Annotated in this window: 9 protein-coding genes; 6 read left to right on the top strand and 3 right to left on the bottom strand. The window is 75.6% G+C overall.

Translation table 11 applies throughout. The annotated features are described in order from the left end of the window. Positions 1–5 precede the first annotated feature (5 nt). Both FRAAL_RS26000 and FRAAL_RS26005 read left to right on the top strand, forming a co-directional pair. Positions 6–929 (top strand): M56 family metallopeptidase, encoded by a 924-nt coding sequence (locus FRAAL_RS26000; protein WP_050997256.1) that lies wholly within the window; start codon positions 6–8, stop codon positions 927–929. A 112-nt stretch (positions 930–1,041) separates the two neighbouring features. Further along, complete coding sequence (locus tag FRAAL_RS26005; RefSeq protein ID WP_041939791.1) at positions 1,042–1,917, top strand: TIGR03620 family F420-dependent LLM class oxidoreductase; 876 nt, start codon at positions 1,042–1,044, stop codon at positions 1,915–1,917. A 2-nt stretch (positions 1,918–1,919) separates the two neighbouring features. Here the strand turns inward: FRAAL_RS26005 and FRAAL_RS30740 are convergent, their stop codons facing one another. Further along, positions 1,920–2,513, bottom strand: a complete 594-nt coding sequence (locus tag FRAAL_RS30740) for an NsdA family TPR-like regulatory protein (protein ID WP_162137445.1) — start codon at positions 2,511–2,513, stop codon at positions 1,920–1,922. On the opposite strand from FRAAL_RS30740, the gene FRAAL_RS26015 reads away from it, so the two are divergent. After that, a complete protein-coding gene (locus tag FRAAL_RS26015) occupies positions 2,407–4,344 on the top strand; it encodes a putative bifunctional diguanylate cyclase/phosphodiesterase (RefSeq protein WP_011607028.1) in 1,938 nt (645 codons plus the stop codon). The genes FRAAL_RS30740 and FRAAL_RS26015 overlap by 107 nt on opposite strands. Further along, complete coding sequence (gene aat / locus FRAAL_RS26020) at positions 4,335–5,207, top strand: leucyl/phenylalanyl-tRNA--protein transferase (RefSeq protein WP_011607029.1); 873 nt, start codon at positions 4,335–4,337, stop codon at positions 5,205–5,207. The genes FRAAL_RS26015 and aat overlap by 10 nt, the downstream gene beginning before the upstream one ends. A gap of 28 nt (positions 5,208–5,235) precedes the next feature. Here aat and FRAAL_RS26025 read toward each other — a convergent pair whose 3' ends face one another. Further along, positions 5,236–6,549 carry an aminotransferase class I/II-fold pyridoxal phosphate-dependent enzyme gene (locus FRAAL_RS26025; protein WP_041939792.1) on the bottom strand — a complete coding sequence of 438 codons (1,314 nt, stop codon included), beginning with the start codon at positions 6,547–6,549 and terminating at the stop codon, positions 5,236–5,238. A 706-nt stretch (positions 6,550–7,255) separates the two neighbouring features. Between FRAAL_RS26025 and FRAAL_RS26030 the strand changes: the two genes are divergently transcribed. Beyond that, on the top strand, positions 7,256–7,993 hold the full coding sequence (locus FRAAL_RS26030) for a class I SAM-dependent methyltransferase (RefSeq protein ID WP_011607031.1): 738 nt from the start codon (positions 7,256–7,258) through the stop codon (positions 7,991–7,993). Between the two features lie 159 nt (positions 7,994–8,152). Here FRAAL_RS26030 and FRAAL_RS26035 read toward each other — a convergent pair whose 3' ends face one another. Continuing rightward, entirely contained in the window at positions 8,153–11,833 is a 3,681-nt protein-coding gene (locus FRAAL_RS26035) for a UvrD-helicase domain-containing protein (RefSeq protein WP_041939793.1), read from the bottom strand. A gap of 326 nt (positions 11,834–12,159) precedes the next feature. Here FRAAL_RS26035 and FRAAL_RS35895 point away from each other — a divergent pair, with 326 nt between their 5' ends. Continuing rightward, complete coding sequence (locus FRAAL_RS35895) at positions 12,160–17,235, top strand: PDDEXK-like endonuclease domain-containing protein (RefSeq protein WP_011607033.1); 5,076 nt, start codon at positions 12,160–12,162, stop codon at positions 17,233–17,235. Position 17,236: the final 1 nt, after the last annotated feature.

Here is a 17,236-nt window from a genome sequence, read left to right on the forward strand (position 1 = left end):
GGTACATGGTCTGGGTTCCCCTGGTCGTCAACGTCATCGTCGCGGTGTGCGCACCGGCCCTCGCCCGACGGCTGCCCTACCGGGTGAAGCCGGCGGCGCTTACCACCGGCGCCGTGCTCGCGGCGGCGGGCTGGGTGTCGTCCCTGACACTGCTGGCGGCCAGCTTCGCCGATCGGGTGCCGGCTCTCGCGCACCGGCTCGGCGCGACCGTCAGGGCACCGCAGGCCGAGCTTCCGCCGTCACTCGCGGGCGCGACGGCCGTTCTGGCCGTCGGTGCCGCCGCCGGCATGCTGCTGACCGCGGCCGCTCGGATCGGCCGGGACCTGATCAGGGCGGAGCGGCTGGTCCGCCGGCTGCCGCCCGGTCGGGTCCATGTCCTCCCGCAGCGCCGGCCCGACGCCTGTGCGGTCGGTGGCGTCACCGGGGGACGGGTCGTCATCACCGCGGGCATGCTCGACTGCCTGGACAGCGCCGAGCGGGAGGCCGTGCTCGCCCACGAGCACGCCCACCTCACCGGTGGACATCACTGGCTGCGGATGGTCGTCGCCTGCTGCGCGGCGGTGGACCCGCTGCTCAGACACCTGCCCGGTCTCGTCGAGAGCGCCTGCGAGCGGTGGGCGGACGAGCACGCGGCCCGCGCGACTGGGCAGCGGCGCGTCCTCGCGCAGGCGCTCGGGAAGGTCTCGCTGGCGACGCTGCGGGAGACCCAGGGGCACCGACCGGGCGACGCGGGAGTATCCCGGTCAACGCCCACCACGTGCGGCTTCGACCACAGCGGCGTCACGGAAAGGATGGTGGCACTCCTCGACGGGTCAGCCAGCGCCACCCGGGTGCCCGCGACGGTCCTGCTGGCGACCAGCGCGCTCACGGCGATCATGATTGGTTCCGCGGTGCACGCCAGCACGGACTACCTCGCGCTGCTCCGCTAGCCCGCCTCATCATCCCGGTCGCCGTGCGGGAGGCGTCGAGCACCGGTCGCGCGCAGGCTTGAGGGGCGTAGCCACACGACCGGGTACGGGGGCGCGCCGGAGAGGCGGAGCGATGACGGTCAGGACCGGACGGTTCGGGGTGTGCACGGGCCAGCACCAGTGGCCGGCAGAGGCGAGTGAGCGGGCGGAGATCGCGGGCGAGCTGGAGGACCTGGGATTCGGAGCGATCTGGTTCGGCAATGCCGCGGGCGATCTGGACCTGCCGGCGCAGATCCTCACGGCGACGTCGCGGATCACGGCGGCGACCAGCATCATCAACGCCTGGACCGAGCCGGCCGAGCTCGTCGCGCGCCGCCGCGTCGCGATCGTCAGGGATCATCCGGACCGGCTGCTGCTCGGCATCGGCGCCGGGCACAAGGAGTCCGTCGAGCCTCGGACCGGACGCCGCTACGAACGTCCCTACCAGGCCGTCGTCGACTACCTGGACCGACTCGACAAGGCGATCCCGCCGGTGCCGCCCGCCGAACGGGCGCTCGCCGCCCTCGGCCCGCGCCTGCTCGGCCTCGCCCGCGAGCGCACCGCCGGGGCCGTGCCATACCTGGTCACCCCGGCGCACACCCGGCAGGCCCGGGAGATCCTCGGCGACGGCCCGCTGCTGGCCCCCGGCCAGATGGTCCTGCTGGAATCCGACCCGACGGCCGCGCGGGGCGCTGCCCGAGCCGCGCTAGCCGTCTACCTGAGGCGGGTCAACTACACCCGCAACCTGCTACGCATCGGCTTCACCGCGGACGACCTCGCCGACGGCGGCAGCGACCGTCTCGTCGACGGGCTGGTGGCCTGGGGCGACCCGGCGACCGTGGTCGACCGCCTGACAGAGCATCATCAGGCCGGCGCCGACCACGTCAGCATCCACCTGATCACTGCTGGCGGGACGCCGCCCCTGGCGCAGTGGCGCAGGCTGGCCGCGGCCCTGTCGCCGCCCGGCTAGCCTCAGTGCCGTTCAGTCCCGGCGGGAACCGGGCTGCCCGCCGATCTCGCCACGGCCGGAGTCCCCCGACCGGTCGATGCCACCGGTTCGGTTGCGCCGGAGCGGGCCGCGGGGGGCGGCGCGGGCCGCGGCGCCTCGGCCGGTTCCGGGCGCGGCCGACCGCCGCCGGGGACCGTCTCCCGCAGCGTCCGGTAGACCTCGTCGAACTCGCGGACCGCCCGCACGGAGCGGTACCCGCCGAGCCGGCGGGCCAGCATGCGCAGGCGTTCGGCGGTGCGCGCGGAGTTCACCCGGGCGTCGAGCCGGGCGGCGCGGACGGCACGCTCGCAGGCCTGCTCGACGTCGCCCCGCTGCAGGTGGGCCTCGGCGAACCACGTCTCGTACAGCGAGATCTCCCGGGCGCGCAGCGGGTCGTAGCCGGTCAGGCCGTGGCGCAGCCGATCCTCGGCCCGGTCGGGGCGGCGCAGCTCGGTCCAGCACCGGCCGGCCATGACGTCGATCTCGCGGGCGTCCAGCCAGGGGCGAGTGTGGTGGCTGCTGGGCGCCGGGCTGGTGAGCTTCGCCCTGGCCGACTCGCTGCTGCTCGTGATCGTCACCGCCGGGCACACGCCGTCGAACGGGGTGCTGTCCAGCCTGTGGCTGCTGTCGGTGCTGATGCCGGCGCTGGCGTCCTGGCTGCGCCCGCGCTGGCAGCCGCCGGCGAAGATGTCCGGGTGGGGCGTGATCGCCGTGCCGCTGGTGCTGGCGACGGTCGCGCTGGGCCTGCTGGTGCTCGGCGCCGCGATCGACCTGCCGGCGGTCACCGTGGCACTCGCGGCGGCGACGGTGCTCTCCGCCCTGGCCCGCGCGGCCTTCACCTTCATCGAGGTCCAGCAGCTCGCGGAGAGCCGGGTGCTGGCCCGCACCGACGACCTCACCGGCCTGGCCAACCGCCGCGGCTTCATCGAGCGGCTGACCCGGGCCGAGCAGCACACCACCGGGCCGGACACCTTCGCCCTGCTGCTGCTCGACCTCGACCGGTTCAAGGAGATCAACGACTCGCTCGGCCACCAGGTCGGGGACGCGCTGCTGACCCAGGTCGGCACCCGGATCTCCGACGCCCTGCGCCCGGGCGACCTGCACGCCCGCCTCGGCGGCGACGAGTTCGCGGTGCTGCTCGAACACGCCGACGCCGACGCCGCCCGCCGGGTCGCCGACCGGGTGCTGACCGTGCTGGCCGATCCCTTCGACGTCGGAGGTGTGACGCTGCACGTGGGCGCGAGCATAGGGGCGGCCGTCTACCCGGACCACGCCCAGGACGCGCACACCCTGCTGCAGCGCGCCGACGTGGCGATGTACGCGGCGAAGTCGGGCCGCACCGGCGTGGAGTCCTACCGGCCGGGCGCCGACGTGAACAGCCTCGTCCGACTCGACCTGATCGAGTCCCTGCGGGCCGCCCTCGGCACCGGCCAGCTGGAGGTGCACTACCAGGTCAAGGTCGATCTCGGCTCCGGACGGATGGACGCGGTCGAGGCCCTCGTCCGCTGGCGGCACCCGACCAGGGGCCTGCTCGGCCCGGAGGAGTTCGTCCCGCTGGCCGAGCAGGCGGGGTTCATGCGGATGCTCACGATCGAGGTGCTCCACACCGCTCTCGACCAGTGTCGACGTTGGCACGCCGCCGGCCTCGAGGTCGCCGTGGCCGTCAACCTGTCCGCCTCCGACCTGCTCGATCGGGGCTTTCCCGCGCAGGTCAGCGGGATGCTCGCCGGTTTCGGCCTGAGCCCGGCGGCGCTGGAGCTGGAGATCACCGAGACGACGCTCATGCTCGACCGGGTACGGTCGGCCACCGTGCTCGGGGAGCTGCGGGCGCTGGGCGTCGGCATCGCCGTCGACGACTACGGCACCGGCTACTCGTCGCTGGCGCGGCTGCTCGAACTGCCGGTGAACGTGCTCAAGCTCGACAAGTCGTTCATCCAGCGGGTGGCGGACGACAGCCGGGCCGAGGCGATCGTGCGGTCCACCGTGAGCCTGGCCCACGCCCTCGACCTGCGGATCGTCGTCGAGGGGGTGGAGACCGCGGCGGCGGTGCGGATGCTGCGCGATGTCGGCTGCGACCTCGCCCAGGGCTACTTCCTCGGCGAACCCGGCCCGTCCGAGCTGGTTACCGAACAACTCCGGCAGGCCGCGGCGACGGCTGGCACGATCGACCTGGAGACCGCGACGCGGGAGCCGGTCGGGCTCGCGACGCCCCGCGAGGCGAACGCCCGCGAGACGAGCGCACGGGAGACGAGCGCACGGGAGACGAGCGCCCGGGAGGCGACCCGCGATCCCGCGGCCGACCGCGGGGCTCGCCGCACCGGCGGCCGCGCCCCGACGAGGGAGGGTGGCGTGCGCAACACACCGGTGGCCCCCGGACCGACGACGCCGGCAGGCAGCCCGTGGCGGTGACCGCGGCGCCCCGCCCGGTGGGTCCCACCGTGTGGGACGGCTTCTCGCTGCTGCGCAGTCCCGGGCGGGCACCGGTCGCGGTCGGGGGCACGCTGGACCCGGCGACGCTCGTCGGCGCCTACCGGGCGGGGGCGTTCCCGTGGCCCACCGGCGACGAACCGGAGGGCGCAGCGGGCGCCGAGGGTACGGGGGCCGCCGAGGTCGCCGAGGTCGGCGAGCCGGCGCCGGCCGGCGCGGGTGGCCTGCGCGCGCTGTTGCGGGCCGCCGTCGCCGCCCGCCGGGTGCGGCATCTGTCCCCCGGCCGCCCCGGCGGCTACGACCTGCCCTGGTGGAGCCCCGATCCGCGAGCGGTGATCCCGGCCGGCGGGGTCCGGGTGAACCGGTCGCTGCGCAAGCGGCTGCGCAACTGCGGGTGGACGACGACCGTCGACGAGTCCTTCGTCGAGGTGGTCCGCGGCTGCCAGCGCGACGGCACGTCGGGCTGGATCACCGACGAGCTGATCGACGGCTACGCGCGTCTGCACGCCCTGGGCTGGGCGCACAGCCTCGAGGTCTGGGACGGCGACGACCTCGTCGGCGGCGTCTACGGGGTCGGGGTCGGCGGCGTGTTCGCGGGCGAGTCGATGTTCCACGCCCGCACCGACGCCTCGAAGGTCGCCCTCGCCGACTTCGACGCGCGGTTCACCGCCGCCGGGGGCGTGCTGCTCGACGTCCAGATGACGACGGACCACCTCGTCGACCTCGGCGCGCTGGAGATCCCCCGGGCCGACTACCTCGCGGTGCTGGCGCGGGTGCGCGACGCCGACGTCCGGCTCGACCGCGACCGGCGGCCGGTCGCCCGCCTCGCGCCGCCCGCGGGCTGACCGGCCGCCGTCGCCGCCTGCCGGCGGCTCAGCCGGGATCGGGCGGGTCGCTCGCCGCCACCAACGGGAAGCGGTCGCCGGCCTCGGCGAGGACGGCGAGAAGATGATCTATCTCGTCGTCGGTGTTCGCGGCGGTGATCTGCACCCGCACCCCGACCTGGTCGCGGGGGACGACGGGGAAGGGCACCACCGACGCGAAGACCCCCCGCTCGTACAGGAACCGGCCCAGCGGGTCGGCGTTGTCCGCGTCCCGCAGCGGGATCTCGACGATCGGGAATCCGCTGGTGTTCAGCGTGCCCACGCCCAGCCCGCGCAGACCGTCGAGAAACCGACTGGTCAGCCGGTACAACCGGGCCCGCAGCGCCTCGCCTCGTTGCTCGTTGACCCGCAGGCCGACCAGGCCGGTCGCCAGTGACGCGACCGGCGACGGACCGGAGAAGATGTACGGCCCGGCCGCGGACTTCAGGTACTCCTTCACCTCGGTCGGGCAGGCGACGAACGCGAGCAGCGACGAGTACGCCTTGGAGAACCCGCCGACGAGCACCAGGTTGTCGTAGCCGGCGCCGAGATGGCGCACGATGCCGTTGCCGCGGCTGCCGTACGGGCTCGACTCGTCGGGGCCGCGCTGCCCGACGACCCCGAAACCGTGCGCGTCGTCCACGTAGACCAGCGCGTCGTGGGCCCGCGCGAGCGGGAGGAGCTCGTCGAGCGGCGGCCCGTTGCCCGTCATGCTGTGCACCCCGTCGACGCAGATCACCCGGGGGTGGGGCGCGGCGCGCAACAGCCGGTCCAGCCGGTCGAGCCGGTCCTCGCGGAACCGCGCCACGGTCCCGCCACGACTGGCGACCATCGCGGCCCCGTCGTGGGCGGTCTGGTGGGCGTGGAGCTCGACGAACAGCGCGCCCCGGCCGACCAGCGCCGGCAGCACGGAATGCTGGATATGGGTGATGGTCGGCAGCAGCAGCGCATCCTGCGCGCCGAGCAGCTCCGCCAGCGTGCGCTCGATGTCGTCGTAGGGCCGCGGGCTGGCAATCAACCGCGACCAGCTCGGATGCGTGCCCCACAGGTCCAGGTACGCCGGAACCGCCTCGATGATCTCCCGATCGAGATCAAGCCCCAGATAGTTACAGGAGGCGAAATCGGTGAGCCAGTGATCGCCGATCCGTATCCGGCGACCGTCGATCTCGTCGACCGTCGCGTCGTAAAAGGGCGCCTGCCGGCGCATGCGGTCGAGTTCCGTGCGGATACCCAGCGGACGGTCGAGTACGTGCCGCCAGGCCGGCGAGAATGCACTCTGCGCAGGTGGCAGGGGTCGACCCAGGGTTTCAAAGGTCTGGGACATCCCGGCCGCTACCTGGCCGGACGAGGGCTTGCGGGGATCACGCGACCTGGCCTGACGATCGCGGATAGCACAGAATTTCGCGGGGATCCGAGTTTTTGGAAATTCATCGGATCCGACGTGGTGGTCGGGCGCGCCACTACCATCACCCATCCTTGGGTTCACCGGGAACGCACGTCGCCGGGTCAGGGAACGAGGAGAAACCAACGGAACCAAGGGAACGTTGAGCAAGTAAACGATAAACCTCCCGACCCGCCGATTCCACACATCGCGCGCGAGCTGGGCAAACGCATAGCGAGACGCTCCGTCCACCGCACCCGACGCCCGCGCGGCGATACACCGGGGACGGCGCATCTCACCTCGCGCGACCGCCGCCCGCGAGGCACCGACCGGCCCTCGCCCGGGGCCGGCGGACCCCCGTGGCCGGAGTGTTATCGTCCCCGCCATGTCTGACACGGCGGCATCCGCGGCGACCTCCGCCGAGCCCACGACAGCGACAGCGGGGCCCTCCTCGTCGGACGCGGCGCGGTCCGCGGCCCTCCCGGCGAAGGAGGCGACCCCGGCGAAGGGGGCGACCCCGGCGAAGGGGGCGACCCCGCCGACCCAGGCGGCACCGGCCCGGCAGGCGGCCCCGATCCAGCCGGCGGCACCGGCCCAGCAGGCGGCCGCGGGCAGCGCCGCGGACAGCCCGGACGGCGAGGCGCCCCTCGTGCGCACCCTGCCGTACTCCGGCTGGGGCCTCGGCCGGTCGAAGACCCTCTTCCTCGCCCACCGCAAGGAGCCCGTCGACCCGGCGGGGTTCTACTCGCTCATCGCCGCCGACTCGGTGCGCCAGCTCATGCGGTACACCTCGCTGACCGGCCAGCTCGTGCTGGACGTCGGCGGCGGCCCGGGCTACTTCCGCTCGGCCTTCCTCGACGCCGGCGCCCGCTACGTATGGGTCGAGCCGGACGTCTCGGAGATGGAGGCCGGCGGCATCGAGGTCCCTGGCCGGGTCCGGGGCAGCGCGCTGGACCTGCCGTTCCTGTCCGGCAGCGTCGACCTGTGCTACACGTCCAACGTCCTGGAGCACGTCCCCGACCCGTGGCGGATGTGCTCGGAGCTGGTCCGGGTCACCCGCCCCGGCGGACTGATCTTCCTCAGCTACACCAACTGGCTGTCGCCGTGGGGCGGCCACGAGACGGCACCGTGGCACTACCTCGGCGGTGACCGGGCGGCAGCCCGCTTCGAGCGCCGCAAGGGTCAGGCACCGAAGAACATCTACGGCCGGACGCTGTTCCCGGTGTCGGTCGCCGACACGCTGTCCTGGGCCCGCCGCCGCGCCGACGTCGACATCCTCGACGCGATGCCGCGCTACCTGCCGGACTGGGCGAAGGTGATCCTCAAGGTGCCCGGCGCCCGCGAGATCGTCACCTGGAACCTCGCGATGGTGCTCCGCAAGCGCTGAGGCCGCCGCGAACGGACCCTGCGCCGCGACCCGAACGTGGCCCGGCGCAGGGGAGCGGCGCCACCTGTCTCTTCCACAGGGACACATCGGACGCCGAGCCCTGTGGAAGAGCCACGGAGGCGCTCTCCCACGCCTCCCCCGCCGGACCGGACGCGCGGTTCAGACGAGCCTGAGCTGCTGGCCCGTCGATGGACGGCGGGCCCGCGGGCGCGTGCTCGCGGCCTCGCCCGTCGACAGCAGGGCCGGGCCGATGTCGGCGAGGAACGGCGAGGGCCGCGTCTCGGCGTCCGTGCCGGCGCGGCGGCGCGCCGCGGAGGTCAGGATCAGCCGGTGGCGCGCCCGGGTGACGCCCACGAAGAACAGCCGCCGCTCCTCGGCCTCGGCCAGCAGCGCCGCCGCGGCCGGGTCGGCCTGCTCGCCTGGGGCCTGCTCGCCAGGGGCCCGCTCGCCAGGGGCCCGCTCGCCAGGGGCCACGGTGGCGCGGCCGGCGGGCCCGAAGCGCATCGGCAGCAGCCCGTCCTCGCAGCCGACGATGAGGACCAGGCCGAACTCCAGCCCCTTGCTCGCGTGCAGGGTGAGGAGGCTGACGCGGTCCGCCCGCGGGTCGAGCCCGTCGACCTCGCTGGCCATCGTGACCGACGTGAGGAAGCCGTCCAGGTCGGTGCCGGCGGCGGCCGCGACGGGCGAGAGCAGCTCCACGGCCAGCCGCAGCTCGGCCTCGGTCGGCACCCGCCCGCCGGGGAAGCCCGCGAACCCCGCCGGCAGCGACGCGCCCAGTTCGGTGCCGAGCGCGGCCGCCAGCTCCACCGCCTGCGCCGCCGCGTCCCGCAGCAACCCGGACACCGCCCGCCCAGCCGCCGCACCCGCCGCACGGACCCCACCGGCCGCACCCGCCGCACCACCCCCATCGGCGGCGCCGACCGCACCGGCCGCGTGCGCTGCACCGGCCGGGCGCAACAGGGCCAGCAGGGCGGCGACGGCCGGGGCATCGGCCAGCGGCAGGTGCGAGCGGCGTTGGAAGGGGAAGCCCCGCTTCGCCAGCGCCTCCATGATCGGTTCGGCCTGGCGGGCCGTCCGGTAGAGCACCGCGATGTCCGCAAATGACAGGCCCGCCTCCACCGAGCCGTCCACCCCGGAGTCGAGCGCGTGGAAGGAGGTCCCGCCGAGTGCGGCGTCGATGGTGTCGACGACCGCGATGGCCTCCTCGGCCTCGCTGCGGTAGCGCCGCAGCAGCACCGGGCCGTCCCCCTCGGCGCCCCGTACCGCGGTCAGCGTCCGGCCCGGCACCAGGCTCGCCGGAGCGATCACGTCGAGGGCCGCCCGCACGATCGTGCGCGTCGACCGGTAGCCGCGGGTGAGCGCGACCGTGCCCGCGCCCGGGTAGTCCTGCTCGAACCGCAGGAAGAAGCCGACGTCGGCGCCGCGGAAGCTGTAGATCGCCTGGTCCGGGTCGCCGATGACGCACAGGTTCGCCGCCGGCGGGCACAGCAGCCCCAGCAGTCGGTACTGGAGCTCGTCGGTGTCCTGGTACTCGTCGACCCAGACATGGCGCCAGCGGGCGCGGTAGTGCTCGACCAGCTCCGGCGCCGAACGCAGCAGGGTCAGCGGCAGCGCGATCAGGTCGTCGAGGTCGACCATGTCCCGTTCCCGCAGCTCGGCGTCGTAGCGGGCGAGGACGCCGACCAGGTCGTGGTCGCGCTGGACCTGGCCGAGCGCCCGCAGCCGCTTGAGCTCGGCTATCCCGGCCGACACCCGCCGCCGGGCGCGGGAGTCGCCCTCGCCGTGCAGCGCGGCGTCGAGCAGCTCCACCCGCACGGCGTCGTCGGCGACCTGGACCTGCGCCCCGCGCGCCAGCCGCTCGTGCTGCTCGCGGACGATGGTCAGCCCCAGGCCGTGGAACGTCGTCGCGAGCACCCGGCGGGCCCGTGCGCCCAGCATGGCGTCGAGCCGCTCGGCGAGCTCCCCCGCTGCCCGGCGGGTGAACGTCACCGCCAGGCACTGCTCGGCGGGCACGTCGCGCTCGGCGACCCGGTGGGCGATCGCGTGTACCAGCGTGCGAGTCTTGCCGGTCCCGGGGCCGGCGAGGACGAGCAAGGGGCCGGCCGGATGCGCCGCCGCCCGCCGCTGGTCCGGATCCAGCCCGTCGAGCACGGACGGTTCCGCAGCCGCGACCCGACCCGCCGGCTCGGCCACACCCACCGGCTCGACCGAACCCGCCGGCTCGGCCACACCCACCGGCTCGACCGGACTCGACGGCCCGACCGAACCCGCCAGTTCGACCGGACTCGACGGTTCCGCGGAACCGATCGACTCGACCCCAGGCGCCCCCACGGTGTCGGCCCGATCATCAGCCCGTGGCCCCTCCCCCACCGCGGCGAGCGCCTCGTCGAGCGTCGGGCCGCCGTCGGCGACGTCCGTGCCACCCGCCGAGGCCGCCGCAGCGGCGAGTGCGCTGTGACGGGACCGCTGACCACGTCCCGCCTGCCGCGGGATCCGGCCGCCGCGCCCGGCCGCGTCCGGCTCGGCCGGCTCGGCGGGGGTGGCGGGGGCGGGGGCGAGGTCGAACAGGGTGGCACCGTCCCCGGCGAGCTCGCGCGGCTCGAACAGCCGGATGACGCCGTACTCGCCGTCGAAGCCGGCCTGACGGATCACCTCGCCGCGTCGCAGCCGGGAGATCGCCTCGACCAGTTCGGCCGAGCCCACCTCGGCGATCGCCGACACCGGGACGTCGCCGAGGATGCCGAGCTCCGGGCCGAGCCGGGACACCAGCGAGGTGACCTGGCTCGCGACCGCCTTGCTCTTCGACCCCACCCCGAGGATCTCCCCGACGACCTCCGGCAGCGGCACCAGCGAGGTGACCTCACCGGCCGTCGCGGGACGCACGCCGTCCCCGCGGTCGGACAGCGCCTCCACCCGGTTGAGCACGCCCACGGTCAGCAGGCCGCCGCAGGTCGGGCAGCGTCCGCCGACCTCGCGGGTCTGCTCCGGGGTCAGGCACACCCCGCACTTGCGGTGACCGTCGAGGTGGTACTTGCCCTCCTCGGGGAAGAACTCGACCGTCCCGGCGAATCCGTCCCCACCGCGCAGCGCCGCCTCGATGGCGAAGTAGTCCAGCTCGCAGGTGAACGCCGTCGCCTCGCGGCCGAGCATGGGCGGCGAGTGGGCGTCGGAGTTGCTCACCAGGCGGTAGCGGTCGAGGCCGGAGATCCGCCAGAACATCTCCGGGTCGGCGGACAGCCCCGTCTCCAGGGCGAAGATCTCGTCGGCGAGGTCGACGTAGCAGTCCTCGACGGCGTCGAAGCCGGACTTGGAACCCAGGACGGCGAACCACGGCGTCCACACGTGCGCCGGCACGAGGTAGCAGCCCGGGCCGCCGGCCAGGGTGATCTCCAGCAGGTCGCGGGAGTCCAGGCCGAGGATGGGCCGCCCGTCCGCGGCCAGGTTGCCGATGCGGGCGAGGGCCGCGGTGATGGCTCCGGCGGCCTCCCGGGTCGGCGCGTAGAGCAGGTGATGGACCTTGCGGGTCCGATCGCCCCGCTTGTAGATCGTGGAGATCTCGCTGGAGATCATGAAACGGGTCACCGTCCGGCAGGAGGCCGGCAGCGTGCGCAGCACCTCCCGTTCCAGATCCGGCCGCAGCCGGAACAGGCCGGGCTCGGCCGGAACGAGCTTCTCGGCGAGCTCCTGCGACCACGCGGGATGGGTGAAGTCTCCGGTCCCGACGACGGCGATGCCCTTGCGCGCCGCCCACCAGGCCAGGTGCTCCAGGTCGCAGTCGCGGCTGCAGGCCCGGGAGTACCGGGAGTGAATGTGCAAATCAGCATAGAACCGTGACCTCACGGATGCGTATGTTGTCGCATCCGCGCACGGCGACCGGCGGCGGCACGCCGAAGAGGCGGCCCCGGGCGCCCGCCGGCCAACGGCAGGCATACACCGAGGCCACGGCCGATCCATGCCCGCCAGCCCCCGGCCGGCCACGGCGTGGCCCGCGCCGACGCACCACCCGGCCCGCCGCCCGTCGGGGACAACCGTCATTATTTCGTCGTGGCGGAGCCTCGATCATGGCGGCGCGGAGGGGTAAGGGAACGGGAGGGACGGCGGATGGCACCCTACGGCCGACGCCTGCGGCCCGCCGCGGGCGCGAGGCGGGCGCGGCAGGTGATCCGGTGACGGCGCGCCACGACGACGCCGTGCAGCGGGCGGCGCTGGCCGACCGCTGCCACCGGCTGGTGCGCTTCCTGCACGAGGTCGCGGTGGCCCGCTCCGCGCGGGTGCGGACCGTCGAGGAGCACCCGCTCGCCGTCTGGCTCGCCGACATCCCGGCCGGCGTCGCCCTGGCGGAGCACGCCGGCGCCGGCGAGGTCCTGCTGACCGCCCCCGCCGCCGCCACGCTGCCCCCGCCCCCGCCGCTCCCGCCGCTGCTTGCCGGCCGGATCCGCCTGCCCGACGCGGCCGCCGCCGACCCCGACCGCCCGCCGGCATGGCCGAACGCCGACGTTGGCGCCGACGTTGGCGCCGACGCGGACGCGGACGCCGACCCGGGCGCCGACGCCGCGACCGGTCCCGACCCGGCGAGCCCGGAGTACGGCCGGATCGAGGCCGCCTACCGCGAGTGGCTGCCCGGATGGCGGATCTGGGCGACGCGCGCCCGGGCCGACGCCGAACGCCGCGCCCTGCACAACACGCTGCACGCCGTCGCCGCCCGGGTGGCCCAGGAGGGCGACGCGCTGGAGCTGGTGCTGGCCACGGGCCTGCTCACCTGGGCGCCGCCCGGCGGCCCGCTCATCCGCGAGCACCTGCTGTCCACCCGCGTGAGCTGCGAGATCGACCCGGTCAGCTCGGACATCCGGGTGCGGGTCCCGGCGGGCGGGGCCACCCGACTGGGCGACGGCCCGCTGCTCGACGGCCTTCCCGGGTTCCGCCGGGAACGGACCAACCACCTGCACGAACGCCTGCAGAACCGGCCACCGGTCCCGCTCGGCGCCGACGACCCGCGGCTGCTGCGGGACTGGCTGGCCCTGGCGTTGGACGTGCCGGTGGACGGCTTCGACCCGCAGGACGCGCCGCCGCCGCCGTCACCGCCGGACGGCCCGGCCCACCCCCGGGTGACCTTCGCCCCCGCGCTCGTGCTGCGCGTGCGTGACCAGGCCTCGCTGCTGACCTACTACGAGCGGATGCTGGCGGCGTTGCGCGGCGACGGGCCGCCGCCGCTGGGACTCGTCCAGCTCGTCGCCACCCTGGATGCCGACGAGCGGCTCGCCTGGCTCGACGCCGAGGGCGCGACGAGCGGCGCCGAGCTCGGCGCCGACCCGCTGCTGCCGCTGCCGGCCAGCCCCGAGCAGGCCCGGGTGCTCGAACGGCTGCGCCACGACAACGGCGTCGTCGTCGAGGGTCCGCCCGGCACCGGCAAGACCCACACGATCGCGAACCTGATCTCCGCGCTGCTCGCCGAGGGTCAACGGGTCCTCGTCACCAGCCAGAAGGCGCAGGCCCTGCGGGTGCTGCGGGAGAAGCTGCCGCCCGAACTGCAGCGGCTGTGCGTGTCGCTCACCGACGTCGAGGAGGCCTCCGGCCCCGCCGGCGGTGCAGCCGCGACGGTGGACGCCGGCGGGGTCGGTTCGCCCGAGCTCGCCGCGAGCGTCAGCGCACTGGCCGCGGAGAAGGCGGTCTACCACCCCGAGGCGCTCGACCGCCGGATCGAGCAGGCCGCGCGACGGCGGGCCGAGGCGCTGCGCGCCCGGGCCGAGCTCGCCGAGCGGGCCCGCGGCGCGCGGGCCGCCGAGCGCGCCGTGCATCCGGACGGCGAGGTCGGCGCCGCGGGCTGGGGCGGGACCCGGGCGGGCATCGCCGCCCGGGTCCGCGACGGTGGCGAGGCCCACGGCTGGTTGCCGCTGCCCGTGCCGCCCGCGGTCAGCGGCGACGAACGGCCGGCGCCGCTGACCGACACCGAGGCGGTCGAGCTGTACTCCCTGTTGCGTGCCTGCGCCGACGACCCGGTCTCGCCGGCGGCGACGGACGCCGGGCGCCCGGCGGATCCGGCGGACCCGACGGATGTCCCGACCGGCGCGGTACCACCGGTCCTGCCTGCGGCACGCTTCGCCGCGCTGGTGACCGCGGACCGTGCGGCCCGGCGGGCGGCCGAGGCGGCCCGGGCCGAGGTCACCGCCGCCGCCCGCGGCCTGCTGGACGCGATCGCCACGGCCGGCCCCGGATCGTCGCCGACCGGCCCGCTGCGGGCGGCGGTGACCGCGCTCGTCCGCGCCCTCGACGACCTGTCCGCGCACGGCGCCCGCGGGCCGGATCGGGAGTGGATCCCCGCCGCCCTCGATGACGCCCTCGCCGGCCGGGACCGGCTGCTGTGGGCCAAGGTGAGCGCCGCCGCGCCGCTCATCGCCGAGGCGGCCCGCCACGTCGACGACCTCGGCCTGCGCGCCGTCGTGCTGCCCTCCGCCGGCTCCGCCCCGATCGACCCGGCCCGGGTGGCGGACGGCGGCGCGGGCGTCCCCGGCGGCGCGGGCGAACCCGACCGCGCCGTCCCCGACCGTGCTGAACCCGACCGCGCTGAACCCGACGGCGCCGAACCCGACGGCGCCGGGCGGGGCACCGAGCTCGATCCCGCCGTCCTGCTCCCCCGCGCCGAGGCGCTGCGGGCACATCTGGATGAGGGCGCCGAGCTCCGGCGTCGCTTCCGGCCGAAGGTCCAGCGGGACGCCGACGCGCTGCTGCGCCACGTGACCGTCGACGGGGTCGCGCCGACCACCCCGGAACTGCTCGACGTCGTCCTGACCCGCCTGCGGGCGGAGCTCGCCGTCGAGGCCGCCGGTCGCGGCTGGACCCTGGTGGGCCGCCCACCGCGGCCCGGTGATCCGCTGGAGGTCCGGCTGTCCCGGCTGGTCGAGGGGCAGCAGGCCGTCGAGAGGATCGACGCCGTCGTGGCGGCGCGAGACCGGGTCGTCGCCCTCGCCGCCGAGGCGGCGCCCGGGCAGCCGGTCACGATCGACTCCGCTGCGGACGGGCGGGATCTCGCCGCCGCGATGGCCGCGCTCGAGCCGATGGCCGCCGCGGTCGACGCCGACCGGGCGCTCGCCGACCTCGCCGACGCCTACGACCGCCTCGCCGCCGACCCCGACGCCCCCACCGCACTGGCCGCCGAGCTCGGTGCCGTGGCCGCCGCCGCCCGGACCCGCGACGCCGACGCCTACGCCACCGCCCGCGCCGCGCTCGACGCCGCGGCGGCCCGCCGGCAGGCCGCCGCCCGGCAGGCCGTGCTGCTCCACCGGCTGCGTGCGGCGCATCCCGCGTTGGCGGATCTCCTGACCGCTGCCACCATCCACCGATCCGACCGCGGCCCCGGCGGCGAACGGGGGCGCGACGACGGCGGCGATGATCCCTGGCCGGCCCGGCTGGCGTCGTTCTCGGCCGCCTGGGCCTGGGCCGTCGCGGCCGACTGGCTGACCCGAGCCGCCCGCGACGCGGGCGTCCCCGGCGGTGCGGCCACGGCGTCGCCCGACCTGGACGCCCAGCTCGACGCGGCCGAGGACGTCCTCGCCGCGGCCACCGCGGAGCTGGCCGGGGCGAAGGCGTGGAAGCACTGCCTGGAACGGATGGGCGCCGAGCAGTCGGCCGCGCTGCGCGCCTACGCCGACACCGTCGCCGCCGGCGGCACGCTCGCCGGTCGGCATGCCGAGCGCTACCGCCAGGCCGCCCGGGAGGCGATGGAGATCGCCCAGACGGCGGTGCCGGCCTGGGTGATGCCGATCCGGGAGGTGCTGTCGACCATCCCCGCGGTCCGCGACAGCTTCGACGTCGTCATCGTCGACGAGGGCAGCCAGGCCGGGCTCGACAGCCTGTTCCTGCTGTGGCTGGCGCCCCGCGTGATCGTCGTCGGCGACGACCGCCAGTGCACCCCGCCGGTCGACCCGGCGCAGGAGCTCGACCCGGTCCTCGACCGGCTCGACGCCCTGCTGCCGGACGTGCCGGCGTGGCTGCGCGTCGGTTTCACCCCGCGGTCCAGCCTGTTCAGCCTGCTGCGGACCCGCTTCGGCGAGGTGATCCGGCTGCGCGAACACTTCCGCTGCATGCCCGAGATCATCGAGTGGTCGTCGGCGATGTTCTACCGGGACGCGCCGCTGCTGCCGCTGCGCCAGTTCGGCGCGGACCGGCTGACGCCGCTGGTCGCGCGGTTCGTCCCGCACGGGTTCACCACGGCCACTGCGGCGGGGCCGCGTAACCCGGCCGAGGCCGAGGCGCTCGTCGCGCAGGTCCTGGCCTGCGCCGAGGACCCGCGCTACGCCGGGCTCAGCTTCGGCGTCGTGGTCACCCAGGGCACCGCGCAGGCCACGCTGATCCGCGACCAGCTCGCCGAGCGGATGTCGGCCGCCGAGCACCTGCGCCGCCGGCTGCGGGTGGGCACACCGGCCGACTTCCAGGGCGACGAGCGCGACGTCGTGTTCCTGTCGCTGGTCGTCGCGCCGGGCGACCGGCCGGTCCCGCTGACCCGGCTGGAGTACCAGCGGAGGTTCAACGTCGCGGCCTCCCGGGCGCGCGACCAGGTCTGGCTGTTCCACTCGGTGTCGCCGGCCGACCTCGACCACCAGGATCTCCGCCACAGCTACCTCAGCTACGTGCTGTCGGCGGCGCGCCCGGCCGCGCCGCTGCCCGGGGTGACGCCACCGCTCGCCGAGGTCGCCACGGACCGCCCCCATCCCGCCTTCGGTTCGCTGTTCGAGCAGCGGGTGTTCCGCCACCTCGCCGGGCGCGGCTACCTCGTCACGCCCCAGGTGGAGGTCAACGGCCGGCGGGTCGACCTGGTCGTCGCCGGCGGGCGGGCCCGGCTCGCCGTCGAGTGCGACGGGGACGTCGGCCCCGGGCCGGCGGAGATCGCCCGCGAGTTCGACCGGGAACGGGAGCTGCGCCGGGCGGGATGGCGGTTCTGGCGGGTCCGTCAGTCCGACTTCGAGCTCGACCCCGAGGCGGCGCTGGCCTCGCTGTGGCCGCGGCTGGCCGCCGCCGGAATCGCCCCGATGGCGGCCGAGCGGACGGACCCCGACGGGCGGGGGGCGCCGGGCCGCCCGACCGCCCCGAGCGGGCCGGTCCGCGCCGGCGCGGACGAGCTGCTGCACCGCTGGCGTCCGATCACGCTCTCGGAGCTGGAGGGCCTCGACGACGCGCCGGCACCGGCCGGGCGCGGCGATCCGGCCGGTGCACGGCGCTCGCCGGGTACCGGCGCCTCGGCCGACTGAC

The organism is Frankia alni ACN14a (assembly GCF_000058485.1).
In the GTDB taxonomy this organism is placed as follows: Bacteria; Actinomycetota; Actinomycetes; order Frankiales; family Frankiaceae; genus Frankia; species Frankia alni.